The following is an 18,285-nucleotide window of genomic DNA, read 5'->3' as shown; positions in this document are numbered from 1 at the left end:
GCTCACCGCCCTTCGTCGGCGCGACGCGGCGCGGTGCGGGTGCCAAGGAAGCGGTCGCGGGTTTCGGCCCAGACGCGCAGGCACTCGCTGTCCCTGGCTGCGGCTTCCCCCATTTGCTGGCAGCGACGCTGGCCCTCGCGAAGCGGGTCCGGGGCATCCTCAAGCATGGGCGTCGGCCGAACCGCTGGCCTTTCCTCCTTCCGGGTCATCTCGATCGCCGTTGCCGTGATCGCAACGGAGACGAAGATGATTGCGCCCACGCGGGCCAGCGTCTTGCCGTCCATCCCGTCGCCCTCAGTTGCCGTTCGGGAACATTCGGGCGTTTCCGGGCTGATAGCCGGAGCCGGGCGTCAGGAACCGCCGGCGCTGTTCTCGGCCCTGTTCGGCGGCAGCGGCCCGCTCAGCATCGACAAGTGCCTGCGCTCGGCCGTTCGCGGCGACGACGGCGACCAGGTCTGCGAGTTGCTGCGCCTGCAGCGCGAGCAGCTGGTTGCCGGCTTGGGTGGCCTGAAGCGCGCCGGTCGCGCCCTGGCTCTGCCCGACCAGAGCCGCGATCTCGGCGCGGTTGGTGTCGATGTTGCCGACGACACCGGCCTGTACGCGGAGTGCGTCCTGAAGGCCGCCGACTGTGTTCTGCCAGCGCGAGCGAGCATCGGCCACGAGCCGCTGATCTGACGTCGACAGCGAGATGTTGCCGTATTGGCTCTGGAAGGCCTGATCGATCTGCTGCACGTCGAAGGCGATGCGCTGTGCCTGACCCAGAAGCGCTTGCGTGCGCTGCACCGATTGCTGGAGCTGCTGAAGCGAGGAATAGGGCAGGCTCGCGAGATTGCGGGCCTGGTTGATCAGCATCTGCGCTTCGTTCTGGAGGCTCTGGATCTGGTTGTTGATCTGCTCGAGTGCCCGCGCCGCCGACAGGACATTCTGGACATAGTTGGTCGGATCATAGACGACCCACTGCGCCGCTGCCGGGGAGACGAATACCGGCGAGAAGGCGACGGGCAGCGACAGGATGGTTGCGGCGCAAAGGGCCGCGCGAGAGCGTCTGATCATCATGATTTGGGCTCCAGGTTGGTGAGATCGGGGATAAGGTCGGCAGCCCAGCCGACATCGCGGGCGCGCAGCCAGGCGGGCAGGAAGCCGTCGCGGCCATGCTCGGCGAGGATCGTCTCGATGGCAGCCTGATCGGTTTTCGAGGATACCGCGCAGAGCGCGAGGGCGACTTCGGAGAGCCCCAGCTCGAACAGCCGGTTGCCGCGCCGCGACTGGCAGTAATAGTCGCGCTTGGGTGTCGCCCGGCTGAGGATCTCAATCTGGCGGTCGTTCAAGCCGAAGCGCCGGTAGATCGCCGTGATCTGGGGCTCGATCGCGCGTTCGTTCGGCAGTAGCAGACGCGTCTGGCAGCTTTCGATGATGGCCGGCGCGATCGCGCTGCCGTCGATGTCGGCAAGCGACTGCGTGGCGAAGACGACGGACGCGTTCTTCTTGCGCAGCGTCTTCAGCCATTCGCGCAGTTGCGCCGCGAAGCCGTCGTCGTCGAGCGCGAGCCAGCCTTCGTCGACGATCAGGAGCGTGGGCCGTCCATCCAGACGGTCGCCGATCCGATGGAAGAGATAGGCGAGGACCGCCGGCGCCGCGCCGCCGCCGATCAGCCCCTCGGTTTCAAAGGCCTGGACCGCGGCGCCCCCGAGCTGCTCGCCTTCCGCATCCAGCAGCCGCCCGTAAGGACCGCCCACGCAATAGGGTCTCAGCGCCTGCTTGAGATCATTCGACTGAAGAAGGACGGCAAGGCCGGTCAGGGTGCGCTCTGTGATCGGCGCGGACGCCAGCGAGGTCAGCGCCGTCCAAAGATGTTCTTTCACCTCCGGCGTGATCGTGACGCCCTCGCGGGCTAGGATGGCGGCGATCCAGTCGGCTGCCCATGCGCGTTCGTGGGTCTCGTGAACGCTCGCGAGTGGTTGGAGGGACACCGACGACGCGGCGCCGTCCGTCAGGCTACCGCCGAGGTCGTGCCAATCGCCTCCCATGGCGAGCGCGGCTGCGCGGATCGAGCCGCCAAAGTCGAAAGCGAAGACTTGGCTTCCCGGATAGCGCCGGAACTGAAGCGCGATAAGCGCGAGCAGCACGGACTTGCCCGCGCCGGTCGGTCCGACGACCAGCGTGTGGCCGACGTCGCCGACATGCAGCGAAAAGCGAAACGGCGTGCTGCCCTCCGTCTTGCCGTATAGCAGCGGCGGCGCACCGAAATGCTCGTCCCCTTCCGGCCCGGCCCAGACTGCGGAGAGCGGAATCATGTGGGCGAGGTTCAGGGTTGAGATCGGTGGCTGCCGGACGTTGGCATAGACGTGGCCGGGCAGCGAACCGAGCCAGGCATCGACGGCATTGATGGTCTCGGCCATCGCCGTGAAGTCGCGGCCCTGGATCACCTTTTCCACGAGGCGCAGCTTCTCGTCGGCGGTGCGCGGATCGGCATCCCAGACGGTGACGGTGGCGGTCACATAGGCCTGACCGGCAAAGTCGGCTCCTAGTTCCTGCAAGGCCATGTCGGCATCGGCCGCCTTGTTCGCTGCGTCCGTATCAACGAGCGCAGAGACCTCGTTGGTCATTACCTCTTTCAGGATTGCGGCGATCGACTTGCGCTTGGCGAACCACTGCCGCCGGATGCGTGTCAGCAGTTTCGTGGCGTCGGTCTTGTCGAGCAGGATCGCCCTCGTGGACCAGCGATAGGGAAAGGCGAGCCGGTTGAGATCGTCGAGAATTCCAGGCGTCGTCGCCGTCGGAAAGCCGTTGATCGTCAGCACGCGCAGATGGGCAGCGCCGAGCCGCGGCTCGAGGCCGCCGGTCAGCGGCTCATCGGCGAGAAGCGCATCGAGGTAGATCGGCGTTTCCGGAACGCGCACGCGGTGGCGCTTCGTGGACACTGTCGCGTGCAGGTAGGTCAGGGTCTCGGCGTCATCGAGCCACCGGCATTCCGGCATGAAACCGTCGACGAGCTGGAGAACCCGGTTTGTGCGGTCAATGAAGGCCGCGAGGGCTTCATGGGGATCGACGCCGGATTGTTGGCGGCCCTCGTAGAGCCAGGTCTCGGCCCGTGCGGCGTCCTCGGCGGACGGTGACGACGGCTTCCTGGATGAGCTGTTCGAGGCGGCGCAGCGCGCCGAGCGCAGTGCCGGCGTGGATCGTGCCGATCCCGCCGGGATGGCCAGTGCCCCAGGCCTTCAGGAGATCGAGCGCCTCTGACCCACGCACTTCGCCGATCGGGATCCGATCCGGCCGCAGCCGGAGTGAGGAGCGCACCAGGTCGGACAGCGTCGCAACACCATCCTTGGTGCGCATGGCGACGATGTTCTGCGCCCGGCATTGCAGCTCGCGGGTGTCTTCGATGACGATGACGCGGTCGGTCGTCTTCGCGACCTCGGCCAGCAGGGCGTTGGTCAGCGTGGTCTTGCCGGTGCTGGTTCCGCCGGCGACGAGGATGTTGGCGCGCGCTGCGACCGCCTGCCGGAGAATGGCGGCCTGGTCTGCCGTCATGATGCCGGCGGCGACATAGTCGTCGAGCGTGAAGACGGCGACGGCGGGCTTGCGGATCGCGAAGACCGGAGCCGTCACGACCGGCGGCAGCAGGCCTTCGAAGCGCTCGCCGGTTTCGGGGAGCTCGGCCGAGACGCGCGGCCGACGGTCATGCACCTCGGCGCCGACATGGTGGGCGACGAGGCGGACGATACGTTCGCCATCGGCCGCCGAAAGTCGTTCCCCCGTATCGGACAGTCCGTCAGAGAGCCGGTCGACCCAGAGCCGCCCATCCGGGTTGAGCATGACCTCGACGATCGCGGGGTCTTCCAGGAATCGGGCGATCGCAGGCCCCAACGCTGTGCGCAACATGCGTGCGCCGCGTGAGGCTGCTTCCGATTGCTGATGGTTGACCGCCACGTCGTCCCCGTTCGCTTGCGGATCCGCGCGACGCGCGGCCCTGGATCGGGGATGAGTAAGAAAGGCAGGAATTGGGGCGTTGCAACAACGCTCAGGGGGTCATCGTACTGTGGCGAATAAAGACAGGTGATCGGCGGAGCTGCGTCGAGCCACGGCAGCGTCTGGGTGAACCGATTTGGACGATTTCCCGAGCGGGAAAAATTCAGGCTAGGGAGCTAGCCTGAGGCACAAGCTTTCCCGAGCGGGAAATTCTTATAGACATTCTTCAGAAATCCATGATACTTTCCCGTTCGGTAAATATCATGGCCAGACGCAACCTCACTACCGCCGAGATCGGCGACATCGTCCGAACCACCCGCAAGGCCGCTGGCCTGCGGCAGGACGAGCTTGCGGGTGCAGCGGGCGTCGGCCTGCGCTTCATCGTTGATCTCGAGGCCGGCAAGCCAACCGCGCAAATCGGCAAGACGCTTCAGGTCCTGTCTACGCTCGGATGTTCGCTTGATATCACACCGCCGCCCAACCCCAAAGGAGCGCGGAAGGGATGACGCGCACCCTCGATATCTGGTGGGATGGGCGCCTGGTGGGCCAGTTGACGCAGGACCAGCATGGTGAACTCGGCTTTGCCTATGCGCCGGATTGGCTTGACGATGAGGCGGCGCAGCCCTTGTCCGCCTCACTGCCCAAGCGGGCGGAACCGTTCAGTCGCCGCGAGTGTCGCCCGTTTTTCGGCGGTCTCCTGCCGGAGGAAAGCCAGCGCGACGCCGCGGCTCAGGCACTCGGCGTGTCGCGCGCCAATGATTTCGCCCTTCTTGATCGCCTCGGTGGCGATGTTGCGGGCGCGCTCCAGCTTCTGCCACCCGGCGAGTCACCGACCGCTCTGGCCCCCGACCAGCAGCCAATCCCGCTTGCCGATGCCGGGCTGATCCGGGTGCTGGACGCGCTGCCCGTCCGCCCGCTGCTCGCGGGCGAGGAAGGGTTGCGCCTTTCGCTCGCCGGCGCGCAATCTAAGGTGCCAGTGGTGCTGGTGGACGGGGCGGTGGCGCTGCCTGCGCCGGGCCAGCCGACGACGCATATTCTCAAGCCCCCGATATCGCGTTTCACGGCCACGACCGAGAATGAGGCCTTTGTCATGCGCCTTGCGGCCGCAATCGGCCTCGATGTTGCGCCGGTCGAAGCGCGCACCGTTCAGGATCGGTCGTTTCTGCTGGTCCAGCGCTACGACCGCACCATCGGCGATGATGGCATTGTGCGCCGGATCCATCAGGAGGATTTCTGCCAGGCGCTCGGCGTGCCACCGGAGACCAAATATGCCAGCGAAGGCGGCCCAACCTTCAAGGATTGCTTCGCGCTGCTCCGCCGTGTCGCCGCAAGGCCTGCTGTCGACGTGCTGAAGCTTCTCGACGCGGTGATCTTCAATGTGATTGCCGGGAACGCCGACGCACACGGCAAGAATTTCTCGATCCTCTACGACGCCGAAGGCCCACGCCTCGCCCCGCTGTATGACCTGCTGGCAACCGTTGCCTATCCCGATCTCTCGCCGAAATTCGCCATGAAGATCGGGAAACGGGCGACGCTTGCCGAACTGGACGCGAAGGGGTGGGCAGCATTTGCGACGGACGCGGGACTGGGCCTGCCCTTGATACGACGGCGGGTTGCGGAGATCAGCAAAGGCATGATTGCGCGAACAGGCGAGGTTGCCGCCGAGTTGGTCCGCCCTGGCTTCGATCGGACGGCCATCGAAAGTCTTGCCGCGATGGTCCTCGAACGAGCGGAGCGCTGCGCGCTGACGGTGGCGGAATCCGGCCGCTCGGCCAGCCAACTGCGCGATGGAGGGAATGTCGAAGGGAGCAATGGCCAATGACATTTCTCTACTTCGCGTATGGTTCCAACATGTTGCCGGCTCGACTGCTTGGCCGCTGCCCGTCGGCGAAGGTCGTCGGGACGGGAGTTGCACGCGCTTGGAATCTTGCGCTCTCGAAGGCGAGTAAGGACGGCTCAGGAAAAGCGACCCTGGTTACCTCCCCGAATTCCGCCGTGCCGGGGGTCATTTTCGAGATTGATCTGGCCGAACGAGAGCAGTTGGACCGGCACGAGGGAGTAGGCTCTGGCTACCGGCGCGACGACGCTTTCGCCGTCGAGGGAAGCACCGTTCCGACGAGCAGCTATCTGGGCACCTCGTTGGACCACACATTACGGCCTTTCGATTGGTACCTCGCGACCGTCATTGCCGGCGCCGAATATCATGGGCTGGACACAGCTTATGTCGCCGCGCTGAGGGGCACGCGCTCCGTCGAGGATGCCGAATTGGGTCGAAGGACCCGCGTCGAAGCCATTAAGGCGATGCGGCAGCATGGCATTGACGATTACCGAACGCTCCTTGAAGCGCTCCGATAGGCCATTCCGACGGCTAACTTAGCCATCTGGTGCATCCATTCCGCTGATATCGTCCGGAATCTCCCTCAAGAAGCTCTGCCCCTTCTGCAGGCGCCGCCCCAGCGTTTCGATGAATCCCTCGTAGCGCTCACGCCCCTTGGCCTGCGCCGACGCCTGAGCATCGTTCGGTAAGGGCGGCGTGATCGTCAGCCAGAAGCGGACGAACAGGGCGAGTGTCTCTGCTGTGACGCCGAGGTCGCGCTCTAAGCGCTGGACCTGGCGCGACAGGCGATCGAGGCGGCGCGCGAACGCGGCCTCGCGCTTGTCCGCGCCATCGGGTGACAGGAATGACGCAACCGCTGCCTCGACGACCGCGGAGCGGGAGAGTTTCTTGCGGTCGGCGAGATCGGCGATCTGGCGGAGCATCTCGGGCGGGAAATAGACGTTCATCCGGTCGCGCATGGTTGCCTCACAGATCGATGCCGTCATTGGGATCGAGCGCGACCTGCCGCGCCACGCCGCGCATCTGCTGCCGCAGCGCCTGCCGCTGCCGCGCCGCGTCCTCTGGCTCATCATCGAGCATGATCGCGAACTCGTCGGCCGCAGCAGGTCCGGTTGTTTCCTTGGCGATCGCGACATGGTCGGGCAGCTCCGGCTCGCGCCGCAGCCCGCCATTGGCTGCGTCCTCCGCCTTGTCGAGCTCAGCTGCGAGCACCGCGTCGGGCCGCTGTGGCTTCAATTCGGACCAGGCGTCCTTTCGGGTTGAACGCCCGCATTTTGCCGGCTCGGGCGATGGCAGGATGCGCTCCTTGAAGCGGTGATCCTCGAAGTAACGGGCCTTCTTGGCTCGGATGGGATGGACCCCGGCGGCCATCACGATTTCATCCGTCGCCGGTAGCTGCATCACCTCGCCAGGGGTGAGGAGCGGCCGTGCCGTCTCCGAGCGCGAGACCATCAGATGACCGAGCCAGGGGCTGAGCCGATGCCCGGCATAGTTCCGCATCGCCTTCATCTCGGTCGCGGTGCCGAGCGCGTCGCTCACGCGCTTGGCGGTGCGTTCGTCATTGGTGGCGAAGCTCACGCGCACATGGCAGTTGTCGAGGATCGCGTTGTTCGGGCCATTGCCGCCGAGGGACAGGGCCTGGCGGAAGGTAAGCCAGCCTTGGCTTGGGAAACCATGAGAGATCACCGCGCCCCACAGGATCAGCACGTTGACCCCGGAATAGCCGCGCCCGGTTGCCGCGTTGGTCGGCATGGCGAGCGGCGCCTTGGCCGCTGTCGTCCCCCAGGGCTGGACCCAGGGAAGCCGCCCGGCTTCCAGTTCGGCCAGGATCTTGCCGGTGATTTCGTCATACAGGCTCGTCCGGTCGGCGTTCGGCCGGCCGCGTGGATCACGTTTCGACATCGCGGGTCTCCGCGACGGGTGCCGGAAGCCTCTCTCCCAGCCTTCAACCCGTCACGGCACAGCCGGCCTACACTCTCACTCTCGGGGGCGTTGCGGGGGGCACTCCCCGCAGAAGGGGTCGGCAGAGACAAGGCTCGGCCGCAGGGGAAGGCTTTCCCCTCGAGTGCCATATCACCCGCTGGCAATACCAATCAGCGGAGTGCAGACTACAAATCTGCCGATCCTTCAGATGACCTCTGGGTCGCTGCTCTTGAAGGAAATGTGGTTTCCGAAGCGCCTGCCCAATGACGCGAGATGGGATTCAGACGTGCATCATCGCGTTCATGAAGCAGCGGAAGGCGGCATGGTGCGGAAGCCGGTGGCTAGTTCAGAAAGGACCGGCTCGAGGCGGATTTGCAAGTCGCTGAGCAGACTGGCTTCCATGTCCTCGCCCGCCAGATTTTGCAGGTAGTTAAGTAGATCATCCTGGCGTGGCTGTCCGAATGCCAGACGATAAACGGTGAGACTGCGTTTTAGCCAGGCGAGACGCGCGACCTCCCGACTGAACGGCAACATCGGCACTCGCCGTTCGATCCGCACGGAACCTTCGTAGATCCAGTATGGGATGATATCGCTGTCGATCGACGCTTCGGATCGCGCGCGTTCAAACATCAGCTTCCACGGATCGTCAGGAGATTTCCCGCTTCCCCGAACCACAGAAGCTTGGCGCTCGGCGAGGTTGAGGCGCACCGCGTGGCCTTTGAAGCGGTGGACGCGGCCTTCCCGCTGTTCGAGGTCTACCGGGTTGCCTGGCAAATTCCAATGATAGACGCGATAGCAATAAGGATGGAAATCCAATCCCTCTGGCAAGCTTGCTCAAGTCTCTCGAAAGGCAGCAAGTGCCCAGGGCGGGCGGCGGCATCATCCAGCCAGAATGGTACGCACATCTGCGTCGGCGCGCAGTCGAAATCGAGGCGGCTCCCGAGGTCCTGACTTCCAACTGGCTCCGGATTTTAAGGATGCCGGACACGCTCAATCATCTTGTGCCGAACAATCGGGCAAATGAGGCAGTACTGCGCAAGCTTGGCGCGTCCTTCGAATACCCGATGGCCGAGTTCGGCGATGGATTCCTAACTTTCGCTGGCCCGATGGACCTGACGGAACATTTCGAGACGGTGGGGCCGTTTCGCGTCGAGCGTGACTTCGATGTTCTCGATCTCCTTGAGAACGGGTCACCAGACGCGGGGATCGAAAGTCGCGATGCCCGGTCGATCATGATGAATCTCTTGCGCCAGGCATGGGAGAAGCATTGCGCCCGCCAAGGGCTTCTTGCTCATTCGTTCTCGAGCGGACTGTCCTTCCACGTTGGCGAGAAAAGATTGGGCCTCAAGAAGCGCGTCTCATGGGGGCGCCAGGGTCAGAGCCGCAATTCAATGCTACGCGGTGTCGCCCGCAAGAAGATCTGGGAATACGGTGTAAGCGTCATTCCCAGCCTCTTTCCTTACCCTCATATGCGGCTCAAGGGTCGTGTGCTGTTCTCTGACATCGGCGAGCAAAACAAGCCGATCGCTATTCCAGACCCCAAGACTCAGTTTCGCCTTCGGCGTTCGATCTGTTCGGCTTGGCGTAACAAGGCTTGGCATGGGCGTGTGATGGCCTTCATGGAGCTGTTGGCTGGCGACAGCCCGTATGTCGACCTTGCCGTCGGCTCGGGCGGCAGCATCACTCTCGATGCGATGCCGATCCAGTTCACAGCGCCTGTGACCGCGCGCCAGACCAACAGACTGGGAGAGGATGCGGAAGAAGCGGATCCCACAACGCTAGGCGGCCACTTCGAGGAGGAGGACGCTTGATCGAATTTTCTGAGAAATCCGTTCCGGTTCTCTACATTCCGGAACCACCGCTGGGATTCGGGCATGGACAGGCTTCGGATCATCCGAAGGACGGCCTTACGCTTTACGGGCCTGCGTCAAAGCCTGATCGTCCGCAAATTACGATAGGTGCGGTTGGTACAAAACATGGCATAGACCTTCTTTGCCGCTGGCTCGATGCGATCAGCAACCCCGTCGCAATTCCGCCTCGGGGTCAGCGCGACAAAGAGTTTCGGCTTCATCTGTCTGATTTTCCCGGTCTCGAGGAGGCCTTCGGCATCCGCGCCGATCCCGGCGCTATGATTAAGTGCGAGATTGATCCTGCGGATATCCGTGCTGCGATTGCGATCGAGAACCATCACGAGGCGGTGGCCACCACAACTAAGCTTTTCATCGACCCTATTGAACGCCACGCGAAAAATGAGGAGCGGACGGTAGACGTTTGGGTCTTCGTTGTGCCGGAAATCGTCTTCGAAACCTGCCGCCCAGTTGCGGGTCAGCGTCGCAAGGTCGAGCTCCAAAAGGGGGAATTGTCTAGGCGCCAGAAGGGGCGCGTCGACCTCCCTCTACTGGCCGGGATTATTGATGACACGCTTGAAGCAGTGTTCGATGACATTCCCGACTTCCACCGTCAGGTCAAAGCGAAGCTTTTGAAGATGGGCATTACATCTCAGCTTATTCGCGAAACAACACTTGCTCCTGAAGAGTTCGTGAACAAGGCGGGATATCCGAAACGTGGCACTCAGGATTCCGCCACTGTCGCTTGGAACCTAGCTACAGGCCTGTTCTACAAAACGCAGGCGGAACCCCCGTGGAAGATCGCTCGCATGAGGCCAGGCGTCTGTTACGTCGGCTTGGTTTTCAAGCTCCTTCCCAATCACCCTGACAATCACGCTTGCTGTGCTGCCCAGATGTTCCTCAGCGAAGGAGACGGAGTCGTCTTTCGGGGGGCGAACGGGCCATGGCAGACCGAGAACAAAGAGTTTCACCTCAGCGAGCTGGCGGCCGGCAAGCTGATCAAGACCGTACTAGATACCTACAAGCAACGTTTCGGAACCTACCCGAAAGAGCTGTTCATTCACGGCCGAACCAAGTTCAACGACGCGGAATGGGAGGCTTTCAGCAAGGCTGCTCCCGAAGGGACCAACATCGTGGGCGTGCGTATCCAATCGACTCATGGCGACACCAAGCTCTTCCGCGACGGGGATTATCCGTGCCTGCGAGGCACGGCGATCCAACTCGGAGATAAAGACGCCTATCTGTGGACCACGGGATATGCGCCACGCATTGACACCTATATTGGCCCAGAGACGCCGAACCCGTTGTTCGTGACTGTGCTCCGCGCGAGCGGTGACTATCCCTCCATCGAGACGGTGCTGGCAGACATACTGGGTCTCACGAAAATCAATTACAACGCCTGCAATTTCAGCGACGGGTTGCCGGTCACCATTCGTTTCGCGGACAAGGTCGGCGAAGTGCTAACTATGGGCAGCGCTACGGGAGCAGAGCGACAGCCGTTCAAGTTCTACGTTTAGGGGCGTCGGACGTGCGCTGGCCACCTTTGCTGTTCCCGGGCTACTCGATCCGAAGACTGAGTCCTGTTATGGAGGAATGGCGGTACTTTCAGGCGGCCGCCGGAGTTGCGCTGGGCAGGCAAAAAACGGGTCTGAGGGGCGATTGACCTCGATAGATGCCGGAACCGCGAAAATATTTTTTCTAGCAGTTTTTTCAATGAAATCAAAAGCGTAGCATTTTAACGGCCTCACAGTCGGAAAATGACCGTCGGACCGAGTACTTACCATCGAGTTTTCAAACACTTATGCGAGATTCAGACAATCGAGTGGGAATAACCCTCCCGGCCCGTGTCGCGGCGTAGCCGCGCCATGGGCCCAGGCCCCCGCCGCAATGGCTGGCGACATCCCCCATTTGAATGATAAGTCATGCGCAGCTCCCCGCGCGCTTCCCAACCGGCGTGAGATGTCCCCTGACCTGAAAGACCGTGCCATGACGGCTGTCCTGTCCGCTTACCAATCCTTGGTGCTCAGCCTGCTGCGCGCCATCTCCGGCCTGCTGCTGCTGCAGCACGGCACCTTGAAGCTGCTGGATTTTCCCGCCGCCCACCCGCCCGCCGTCGTCTTCGGCAATCTCATGTGGTTCTCCGGGGTCATCGAGCTCGTCTGTGGCGTGCTGATCACGCTGGGCCTGTTCACCCGTCCGGCGGCCTTCCTGGCCTCCGGTTTCACGGCGGTGGCCTATTTCATGGTGCATGCGCCCCGCAGCTTCTACCCGATCCTGAATGGCGGCGAGCTGACAGTGCTGTACAGCTTCGTCTTCTTCTACCTGGTCTTCGCCGGGCCGGGGCCGATCAGCCTGGATGCCAAGCTGCGCGGCAAGTAGGGCAGGGGGGCTTCAGCCCTCTCCCCGCGCCAGCCGCTCCTCGATCTCGCGCACCGTCTGCGTCAGCGGCTCCAGGCAGCGGGCCACCCCGTCCTCCTGCCCCACCACCCGGGCCATCCAGATCACGGACAGGCCGCCCAGCACGCGCCCCTGGTGGCGGATGGGCAGCGCGACAGAGCCCGTATGCGGCCAGCGCGCGCCGCCCTGGCGCAGCCCATGCCCGCGCCGGCGCGCCACCGCCACGGCACGCCCTGCCGCCAGCGCCGCGCGCGCCCCATCGGCCAAGCCCGCCGTGGCCAGGCCGATCAGCTCCCGCGCCTCGTCCTCCGGCAGGGCGGCCAGATAGGCCAGCCCGGCTGAGCTCTCCAGCAACGGGATCTCGCGCCCGGCCATGTTGCGGTCGATCGAATAGGGCGCGATGCGGTGGGTGGTCTCGCGGATCACCAGATGCGTGCCCTCCAGCGTCATCAGGTCACAGGGCCAGTGCAGGCGGCGGGTCAGCGCCTGCATGGCGGGGGCCGCCACCGCGCTGATCCATTGCTCGTCCTCGAACCCGTCCGACAGGCCGCGCACCTTCAGCCGCGGCTTGAAGCGGTCGTCGGAGGGGCTGCGCGCCACATAGCCTTCCTCCAGCAAGGTCTGCAGCAGGCGGTAGATGGTGGGGCGGGGGATGCCCGTGTCGCGCGCCAGTTCCAGCGCGGTGGCGGCGCCGCGCCGGTTCAGCGCCTCCAGCGCCGCCAGGCCGCGCGCGAAGCCGCGCACGGGCTTGGGTTGTCGCATGGTTCCCTCCCTGTCCACTCAGTGGACATTCCGCAGCGAAGCTTTGCACCGCGCCCCGCTTCCTGGGAAGCATCCCCCCAACACAGGGAGGAAACCGCCATGGCGCCAGAAAGCGCGTGGGATGAGTTGCCGCGGGTGGATGTCGCCATCATCGGCTATGGCCCGGTGGGCGCCACGCTGGCGAACATGCTGGGCCAGCGCGGCCTGTCGGTGCTGGTGCTGGAGCGCGAGGCGGCGGCCTATCACCTGCCGCGCGCGGTGCATTTCGACGATGAGGTGATGCGCGTCTTCCAGTCCATCGGCCTGGCGGAGGCGATCGAGCCCACCACCCATGTCTCGCCCGGCATGCGCTTCGTGGACGCCACGGGGAAGCTGCTGCTGGACTGGCCGCGCCCCACCACGCGCGGGCCCCAGCATTGGTACGCGAGCTACCGCTTCCATCAGCCGGAGCTGGAGGAGGTGCTGCGCCAGGGCGCCGCGCGCTTCCCCAACGTGGCCGTGCGCGCCCGCACCGAGGTCTTCGCGCTGGACGATGCCCCCGGCCAGATGCTGATCCGCGCCGAGGATCTGGCCAGCGGCCGGCTGCTGCGCATCCCCGCCCGTTACGTGGTGGGCTGCGACGGCGCGCGCTCCACCGTGCGCCGTTTCATGGGCGCGGCCATGGAGGATCTGGGCTTTCACGAACCCTGGCTGGTGGTGGATGTGCTGCTCAGCCGCCCGCGCCCCGATCTGGGCGATGCCAGCGTGCAGCATTGCGACCCGGCGCGCCCGGCCACCTATGTGCGCGGCACCGGCAACCGCCGGCGCTGGGAAATCGCGCTGCTGCCCGGAGAGGACGCGGCCGCCATGTGCCGGCCCGAGAATGTGTGGCGCCTGCTCGCCCCGTGGATCACGCCGGAGGACGCGGCGATCGAGCGCGCCGCCGCCTATGTGTTCCATTCCGCCATCGCCACGCGCTGGCGGGCGGGCCGGCTGCTGCTGGCGGGCGACGCCGCGCATCTGACCCCGCCCTTCCTGGGGCAGGGCATGTGCGCGGGCATCCGGGATGTGGCGAACCTGGCCTGGAAGCTGGCCGCCGTGCTGGGCGGCGCGCCTGAGGCACTGCTGGACAGCTACCAGTCCGAACGCTCCCCGCATGTGCGCGCCTATATCGAGCAGGCAGTGCGCCTCGGCGGCTTGATCAACACCCGCGCGATGGAGGAAGCCCTGGCGCTGGGCGGCGGCACCGCCCGCATCGCCAGCATCAAGCCCCGGCTGGGCCCGGGCCTGGCCGCGGGCTGGGCCGAGGCCAGCGGCACCATCGCGCCGCAGCCGCGCCTGTCCTGCGGGCGGCTGCTGGATGAGGCGGTGGGCGGCGATTTCGCCCTGCTGGCCCGCCCCGGCGTCGAGGCGCCGGGCGCCATCACCGACCCCGCCGTGCAACCCTTTCTGGAGCAGGCCGGCGCCATTGCCGTGGTGCTGCGCCCCGACCGCTACATCCTGGGCGCCGCGCGCGATGCCCAGGAATTGCAGACCCTTCTCAACGCCATCCCGGCGGGTGCCGAGGCCCGCCGTCAGTTCGGAGACGCCGCATGAAACTTCTTTCCTACATCACGGCCGAGGGCCAGGCCGCCTATGGTGCCGTCAAGGGCGATGGCGTGGTCACGCTGTCGGGCCGGCTGGCCGCCCCCACGCTGCGCGCACTGCTGGCCCTGCCCGATGGGCTGGCGCTCGCCGCCGCCCTGGTGGCCGCGCGGCAGCCGGACGTGGCGCTGGCGGGGCTGACCTATGCCCCCGTCATCCCCGACCCCGACAAGATCATCTGCGTGGGCCTGAACTATCACGACCATGTGCAGGAGACGGGGCGCACCGTGACCGCCAACCCCGCCCTGTTCGCCCGCTTCGCCGGCAGCCAGATCGGCCATGGCCAGCCGCTGGTGCGGCCCCATGCCTCCAACGAGTTCGACTATGAGGCCGAACTCGCCGTCATCATCGGCAAGGGGGGGCGGCACATCCCGGCCGAGGCCGCGCTGGCCCATGTCGCGGGGTATTCCTGCTACAATGAAGGCTCGATCCGCGACTATCAGCGCCACACTAGCCAGTTCCTGGCGGGCAAGACCTTCGCGGGCACCGGCGCCTTCGGCCCCTGGATGGTCACCGCCGACGAGATCCCGGACCCCACCGCCCTAACCCTGGAGGGCCGGCTGAACGGGCAGGTGGTGCAGCACACCTCCGTGGGGCAGTTGATCACGCCCATCCCGCAGCTGATCGCCTATATCTCCACCGTGCTGCCGCTGCTGCCGGGCGATGTCATCGTCAGCGGCACCCCCGGCGGCGTGGGCGCCAAGCGCACCCCGCCCTTGTGGATGAAGCCCGGCGATGTGGCCGAGATCGAGGTCAGCGGCATCGGCATCCTGCGCAACCCGGTGGTGCAGGAGGGCGGCACATGAGCCCGATCGCCCTCGGCTATATCGGCATCCGGTCGGGCCATCTGGACGATTGGGGCGGCTTCGCCACCAGGCTGCTGGGCATGCAGGCGCTGGATAGCGCCGCCAGCAGCCGCGCCTTCCGCATGGATGACCAGGCCCAGCGCCTGATCGTCAGCCGCGACAAGGCGGAGGGGCTGGCCTTTCTGGGTTGGGAGATGGCCGACGCGGCGGCGCTGGACGCCTTCGCCGCCCGGCTGTCCGACCAGGGCGTGGCGGTGGAGCGCGGCAGCCGCGCCCTGGCCGCCGAGCGCCAGGTGGCGGACCTCATCGTGTTCCACGACCCGGCGGGCACGCGGCTGGAGGCGTTTCACGGCGCCATCCGCGCCGACACGCCCTTCGAGCCCGGACGCCCCATCTCGGGCTTCCGTACCGGGGCGCTGGGCATGGGCCATGCGGTGCTGCATGTGGCGGATGCCACGGCGCTGCTGCCCTTCTACCGCGACATCCTGGGCTTCCATGTCAGCGATTACGGGCTGAAGCCCTATCCGCTGTACTTCTTCCATGTGAACGGCCGCCACCACAGCTTCGCCATGGTGGGCTCCGGGCGCGTGGGCATGCACCATTTCATGGTCGAGCTGGGCATGCTGGACGATGTGGGCCAGGGCTATGACCTGGCGCAGCTGGAGGAAGGGCGCGTGGCCTACACGCTCGGCCGCCACACCAACGACCACATGACCTCCTTCTACGCCAACAGCCCCTCCGGCTTCTTCGTGGAATACGGCTGGGGCGGGCGGGTGATCGACCCCGCCACCTGGCAGCCGCACGAGACCTTCGACGGCCCGAGCTTCTGGGGCCACGAACGCCTGCACCTGTCCCCCGAGCAACGGAAGCCCCTGCGCGACATGCGCCTGGCCGCCGCCGCCAAGGGGCTGCGCGCGCCGGTGGAATTCGGCCCCGGCTGCGCCTGGCTGGAACAGGCCATGCGCCAGCACTGACGCGACCCGGCGCGGGGGCCGCGCCCGTCCAGGACAAGCAACAACGAGGAAACCTCCCTATGATCAACCACCGCATGCTGCTGGGGATCAACCGCCGCATTCTGCTGGGCGCGCTGGGCGCCGCCCTGGTCTCGCCCGCCTTGGCCCAGCCCATCACCGTCACCCTCATCGTGCCCTTCTCCCCGGGCAGCGTGATGGACATCATGGCCCGCGGCTTCGCGGACCCGCTGCGCGTGGCGCTCGGCACCGGTGCCAATGTACTGGTGCTGAACCGAGAGGGTGCGGGGGGCGGCGTCGGCGCCGCCGCCGTGGCCCAGGCCCGCCCCGATGGCAGCACCGTGGCCTTCGCGCCCTCCGGCATGATCACCACCCTGCCGCATCTGGTGCAGGGCCTGCCCTATCGCTTCGAGGGGTTCGAGGCCGTCTGCCAGAATTTCGAGAACATCTTCGTCCTGGCCGTCGGCGCCCAATCCCCCTACCGCGACACCGCCTCCATGCTCGCCACCGCCCGCGCGCGGCCAGAGACGGTGACCTGGGGCGATGCCGGCGTGGGCACCGTCGGCAACCTGATCGGCCGCCAGCTGGAGCAGCTGGGCGGCGTGCGCATGTCCCATGTGCCCTACCGCAACCAGGGGCAGATGATGCTGGATGTGCAGTCTGGCGCGCTGGACGCCGTGATCACCACCTGGGCGACCGTGCGCGACAGCGGGCTGCGCGTGCTGGGCGTGGCCGCCGACCAGCGCCAGGCCAGCATCCCCGGCGGCCCGACCTTCGCCGAGCTGGGCCTGAATGTGACCTCACGCGGCTTCGGCGGGCTGTGGGCCCCGCGCGGCCTGCCGCGCGACGTGGCCCGCCGGCTGGAGACCGCCTGCCTGGAAGCCGCGGGCAGCCAAGCCTACCGCGACGCGATGGAACGCATCGGCCAGGTGGTGGCGCCGCTGGGGGCGGAAGCCTTCGCCGTCAGGCTGAGGGAGGAAGAACGGGACGCGAAGGGGATGATCGAGAGGATGGGGCTGCGGGTGCCTTGATGGGGCGTATGAGGCCGAAGCGCCCATAGATTCCGCCTTTGGTGGGGGGGGCCGAGGGGGGCAAGCCCCTCTCGGTGGAGCCCCCCCTCACCACAACCCGGCCAGGATCTCGAACGACCGCAGCCGCGCCTGATGGTCCCAGATCTGTGCCGTCACCATGAATTCGTCCGCGCCGGTGCGCGCGGCCAGTTCCTCCAGCCCTTTGCGCACCGTGTCCGGCCCGCCCACCACGGAGCAGGCCAGCGCGTTCTCCAGCATGGAGCGCGCGTAGGGGTCCAGGCTCTCGCCATAGCCGGGCTTCGGTGGGGGCAGCTTGCCGGGGCGGCCGGTGCGCAGCCGCACGAAGGCCTGCTGCAGGGAGGTGAACAGCAGCCGCGCTTCCTCATCCGAATCGGCGGCGAAGACGTTCACGCCCAGCATCACCCGCGGTTCGGCCAGCCGTTCCGAGGGACGGAAGCGCGTGCGGTACACCTGCACCGCCTGGTGCAGCTGCGCCGGCGCGAAATGGCTGGCGAAGGCATAGGGCAGGCCCAGTGCCGCCGCCAGCTGCGCGCCGAAGGTGCTGGAGCCCAGGATCCACACCGGCACCTCCAGCCCCGCGCCGGGCACGGCCTGCACCGCCTGGTCCGGCTCGGCGGGGCGGAAATAGGACAGCAGCTCCACCACATCCTGCGGGAAGGCGTCGGCGTCGCTGGCCAGGTTGCGGCGCATGGCGTGGGCGGTGCGCTGGTCGGTGCCGGGGGCGCGGCCCAGGCCCAGCTCGATGCGCCCGGGGTGCAGGGCGGCCAGTGTGCCGAACTGCTCCGCGATCAGCAGCGGCGCGTGGTTGGGCAGCATGATGCCCCCCGCGCCGAGCTTGATCGTGCTGGTGCCGGCCGCGACATGGGCCAGGGCCACCGCGGTGGCGGCGCTGGCGATGCCCGGCATGTTGTGGTGCTCGGCCATCCAGAAGCGGCTGTAGCCCAGCGCCTCCGCATGGCGGGCGAGGTCGCGCGAATTGCGCAGGGCCTGCCCGGCATCGCTGCCTTCGGGCACGGGGGACAGGTCGAGGATGGAAAGGGGAACCATCCCTGCCATATGGGGCGCTGCGCCCGGCTGGGGAGGGGCCAAAAAAAGAAG

General features: G+C 66.3%; 17 protein-coding genes and 3 pseudogenes. 10 read left to right on the top strand and 10 right to left on the bottom strand.

What is annotated here, in order from left to right:
• Positions 1-2: 2 nt before the first annotated feature.
• The 4 genes and pseudogenes from trbK-alt to trbB form a co-directional block, all read right to left on the bottom strand.
• Positions 3-284, bottom strand: coding sequence for a putative entry exclusion protein TrbK-alt (trbK-alt, locus tag GT007_RS06875; RefSeq protein ID WP_160120855.1), 282 nt, complete (start codon positions 282-284; stop codon positions 3-5).
• A 10-nt stretch (positions 285-294) separates the two neighbouring features.
• Complete coding sequence (gene trbJ / locus GT007_RS06870; protein ID WP_457852338.1) at positions 295-1,053, bottom strand: P-type conjugative transfer protein TrbJ; 759 nt, start codon at positions 1,051-1,053, stop codon at positions 295-297.
• A pseudogene (gene trbE / locus GT007_RS06865) lies at positions 1,053-3,113 on the bottom strand (conjugal transfer protein TrbE); the annotation flags it as partial. The pseudogene trbE and the gene trbJ, both read right to left, overlap by 1 nt.
• Positions 3,037-3,882 carry a P-type conjugative transfer ATPase TrbB gene (gene trbB, locus GT007_RS06860; RefSeq protein ID WP_408015534.1) on the bottom strand — a complete coding sequence of 282 codons (846 nt, stop codon included), beginning with the start codon at positions 3,880-3,882 and terminating at the stop codon, positions 3,037-3,039. The pseudogene trbE and the gene trbB, both read right to left, overlap by 77 nt.
• A gap of 350 nt (positions 3,883-4,232) precedes the next feature.
• On the opposite strand from trbB, the gene GT007_RS06855 reads away from it, so the two are divergent.
• From GT007_RS06855 to GT007_RS06845, 3 genes are read left to right on the top strand one after another with little or no spacing between them, the layout of a single operon-like run.
• Positions 4,233-4,475, top strand: coding sequence for a helix-turn-helix transcriptional regulator (locus GT007_RS06855; RefSeq protein WP_160120853.1), 243 nt, complete (start codon positions 4,233-4,235; stop codon positions 4,473-4,475).
• Positions 4,472-5,791, top strand: coding sequence for a type II toxin-antitoxin system HipA family toxin (locus tag GT007_RS06850; RefSeq protein WP_160120852.1), 1,320 nt, complete (start codon positions 4,472-4,474; stop codon positions 5,789-5,791). Before GT007_RS06855 ends, GT007_RS06850 begins: the two co-directional genes overlap by 4 nt.
• Positions 5,788-6,324, top strand: coding sequence for a gamma-glutamylcyclotransferase family protein (locus GT007_RS06845; RefSeq protein WP_160120851.1), 537 nt, complete (start codon positions 5,788-5,790; stop codon positions 6,322-6,324). Before GT007_RS06850 ends, GT007_RS06845 begins: the two co-directional genes overlap by 4 nt.
• Before the next feature lie 18 nt (positions 6,325-6,342).
• Here GT007_RS06845 and GT007_RS06840 read toward each other — a convergent pair whose 3' ends face one another.
• The 4 genes and pseudogenes from GT007_RS06840 to GT007_RS06830 form a co-directional block, all read right to left on the bottom strand.
• The gene (locus GT007_RS06840; RefSeq protein WP_457852337.1) at positions 6,343-6,792 is read right to left on the bottom strand and encodes a CopG family transcriptional regulator; all 450 of its coding nucleotides are present in this window, start codon (positions 6,790-6,792) and stop codon (positions 6,343-6,345) included.
• Positions 6,773-7,423 (bottom strand): annotated as a pseudogene (locus GT007_RS06835) (type IV secretory system conjugative DNA transfer family protein); the annotation flags it as partial. The gene GT007_RS06840 and the pseudogene GT007_RS06835, both read right to left, overlap by 20 nt.
• Before the next feature lie 12 nt (positions 7,424-7,435).
• A pseudogene (locus GT007_RS22345) lies at positions 7,436-7,708 on the bottom strand (ArdC-like ssDNA-binding domain-containing protein); the annotation flags it as partial.
• Between the two features lie 321 nt (positions 7,709-8,029).
• Positions 8,030-8,545, bottom strand: coding sequence for a hypothetical protein (locus tag GT007_RS06830; protein ID WP_201451818.1), 516 nt, complete (start codon positions 8,543-8,545; stop codon positions 8,030-8,032).
• Positions 8,546-8,559: 14 nt separating this feature from the next.
• On the opposite strand from GT007_RS06830, the gene GT007_RS06825 reads away from it, so the two are divergent.
• From GT007_RS06825 to GT007_RS06815, 3 genes are all read left to right on the top strand, one after another.
• Positions 8,560-9,540, top strand: coding sequence for a hypothetical protein (locus tag GT007_RS06825; RefSeq protein WP_160120850.1), 981 nt, complete (start codon positions 8,560-8,562; stop codon positions 9,538-9,540).
• The gene (locus GT007_RS06820; RefSeq protein WP_160120849.1) at positions 9,537-11,093 is read left to right on the top strand and encodes an argonaute/piwi family protein; all 1,557 of its coding nucleotides are present in this window, start codon (positions 9,537-9,539) and stop codon (positions 11,091-11,093) included. The genes GT007_RS06825 and GT007_RS06820 overlap by 4 nt, the downstream gene beginning before the upstream one ends.
• Positions 11,094-11,562: 469 nt before the next feature.
• A complete protein-coding gene (locus tag GT007_RS06815; RefSeq protein ID WP_160120848.1) occupies positions 11,563-11,955 on the top strand; it encodes a DoxX family protein in 393 nt (130 codons plus the stop codon).
• Positions 11,956-11,967: 12 nt separating this feature from the next.
• Here the strand turns inward: GT007_RS06815 and GT007_RS06810 are convergent, their stop codons facing one another.
• Positions 11,968-12,735 (bottom strand): helix-turn-helix domain-containing protein, encoded by a 768-nt coding sequence (locus GT007_RS06810; RefSeq protein WP_160120847.1) that lies wholly within the window; start codon positions 12,733-12,735, stop codon positions 11,968-11,970.
• A gap of 99 nt (positions 12,736-12,834) precedes the next feature.
• On the opposite strand from GT007_RS06810, the gene mhpA reads away from it, so the two are divergent.
• Genes mhpA through GT007_RS06790 form a run of 4 tightly spaced genes read left to right on the top strand, consistent with a single transcriptional unit; the run spans position 12,835 to position 17,166 of the window.
• On the top strand, positions 12,835-14,310 hold the full coding sequence (mhpA, locus tag GT007_RS06805) for a bifunctional 3-(3-hydroxy-phenyl)propionate/3-hydroxycinnamic acid hydroxylase MhpA (protein WP_160120846.1): 1,476 nt from the start codon (positions 12,835-12,837) through the stop codon (positions 14,308-14,310).
• The gene (locus GT007_RS06800; RefSeq protein ID WP_160120845.1) at positions 14,307-15,164 is read left to right on the top strand and encodes a fumarylacetoacetate hydrolase family protein; all 858 of its coding nucleotides are present in this window, start codon (positions 14,307-14,309) and stop codon (positions 15,162-15,164) included. Before mhpA ends, GT007_RS06800 begins: the two co-directional genes overlap by 4 nt.
• Positions 15,161-16,138: a VOC family protein gene (locus GT007_RS06795; RefSeq protein ID WP_160120844.1), complete on the top strand. Its 978-nt coding sequence runs from the start codon at positions 15,161-15,163 to the stop codon at positions 16,136-16,138. Before GT007_RS06800 ends, GT007_RS06795 begins: the two co-directional genes overlap by 4 nt.
• A gap of 59 nt (positions 16,139-16,197) precedes the next feature.
• Positions 16,198-17,166, top strand: coding sequence for a tripartite tricarboxylate transporter substrate binding protein (locus GT007_RS06790; RefSeq protein WP_160120843.1), 969 nt, complete (start codon positions 16,198-16,200; stop codon positions 17,164-17,166).
• An 87-nt stretch (positions 17,167-17,253) separates the two neighbouring features.
• Here GT007_RS06790 and GT007_RS06785 read toward each other — a convergent pair whose 3' ends face one another.
• On the bottom strand, positions 17,254-18,234 hold the full coding sequence (locus tag GT007_RS06785; RefSeq protein ID WP_160120842.1) for an LLM class flavin-dependent oxidoreductase: 981 nt from the start codon (positions 18,232-18,234) through the stop codon (positions 17,254-17,256).
• Positions 18,235-18,285: the final 51 nt, after the last annotated feature.

It is taken from the genome of Rhodovarius lipocyclicus, assembly GCF_009900765.1.
GTDB lineage: Bacteria > Pseudomonadota > Alphaproteobacteria > Acetobacterales > Acetobacteraceae > Rhodovarius > Rhodovarius lipocyclicus.
This window is presented reverse-complemented; position numbering and strand designations above follow the sequence as displayed.

Excerpts from the sequence above, each read along its gene's own strand:
- trbK-alt (WP_160120855.1), bottom strand. The coding sequence starts at position 284 with ATGGACGGCAAGACGCTGGCCCGCGTGGGCGCAATCATCTTCGTCTCC.
- trbJ (WP_457852338.1), bottom strand. The coding sequence starts at position 1,053 with ATGATCAGACGCTCTCGCGCGGCCCTTTGCGCCGCAACCATCCTGTCG.
- trbB (WP_408015534.1), bottom strand. The coding sequence starts at position 3,882 with ATGTTGCGCACAGCGTTGGGGCCTGCGATCGCCCGATTCCTGGAAGAC.
- GT007_RS06855 (WP_160120853.1), top strand. The coding sequence starts at position 4,233 with ATGGCCAGACGCAACCTCACTACCGCCGAGATCGGCGACATCGTCCGA.
- GT007_RS06850 (WP_160120852.1), top strand. The coding sequence starts at position 4,472 with ATGACGCGCACCCTCGATATCTGGTGGGATGGGCGCCTGGTGGGCCAG.
- GT007_RS06845 (WP_160120851.1), top strand. The coding sequence starts at position 5,788 with ATGACATTTCTCTACTTCGCGTATGGTTCCAACATGTTGCCGGCTCGA.
- GT007_RS06840 (WP_457852337.1), bottom strand. The coding sequence starts at position 6,792 with ATGACGGCATCGATCTGTGAGGCAACCATGCGCGACCGGATGAACGTC.
- GT007_RS06815 (WP_160120848.1), top strand. The coding sequence starts at position 11,563 with ATGACGGCTGTCCTGTCCGCTTACCAATCCTTGGTGCTCAGCCTGCTG.
- GT007_RS06810 (WP_160120847.1), bottom strand. The coding sequence starts at position 12,735 with ATGCGACAACCCAAGCCCGTGCGCGGCTTCGCGCGCGGCCTGGCGGCG.
- mhpA (WP_160120846.1), top strand. The coding sequence starts at position 12,835 with ATGGCGCCAGAAAGCGCGTGGGATGAGTTGCCGCGGGTGGATGTCGCC.
- GT007_RS06800 (WP_160120845.1), top strand. The coding sequence starts at position 14,307 with ATGAAACTTCTTTCCTACATCACGGCCGAGGGCCAGGCCGCCTATGGT.
- GT007_RS06795 (WP_160120844.1), top strand. The coding sequence starts at position 15,161 with ATGAGCCCGATCGCCCTCGGCTATATCGGCATCCGGTCGGGCCATCTG.
- GT007_RS06790 (WP_160120843.1), top strand. The coding sequence starts at position 16,198 with ATGATCAACCACCGCATGCTGCTGGGGATCAACCGCCGCATTCTGCTG.
- GT007_RS06785 (WP_160120842.1), bottom strand. The coding sequence starts at position 18,234 with ATGGTTCCCCTTTCCATCCTCGACCTGTCCCCCGTGCCCGAAGGCAGC.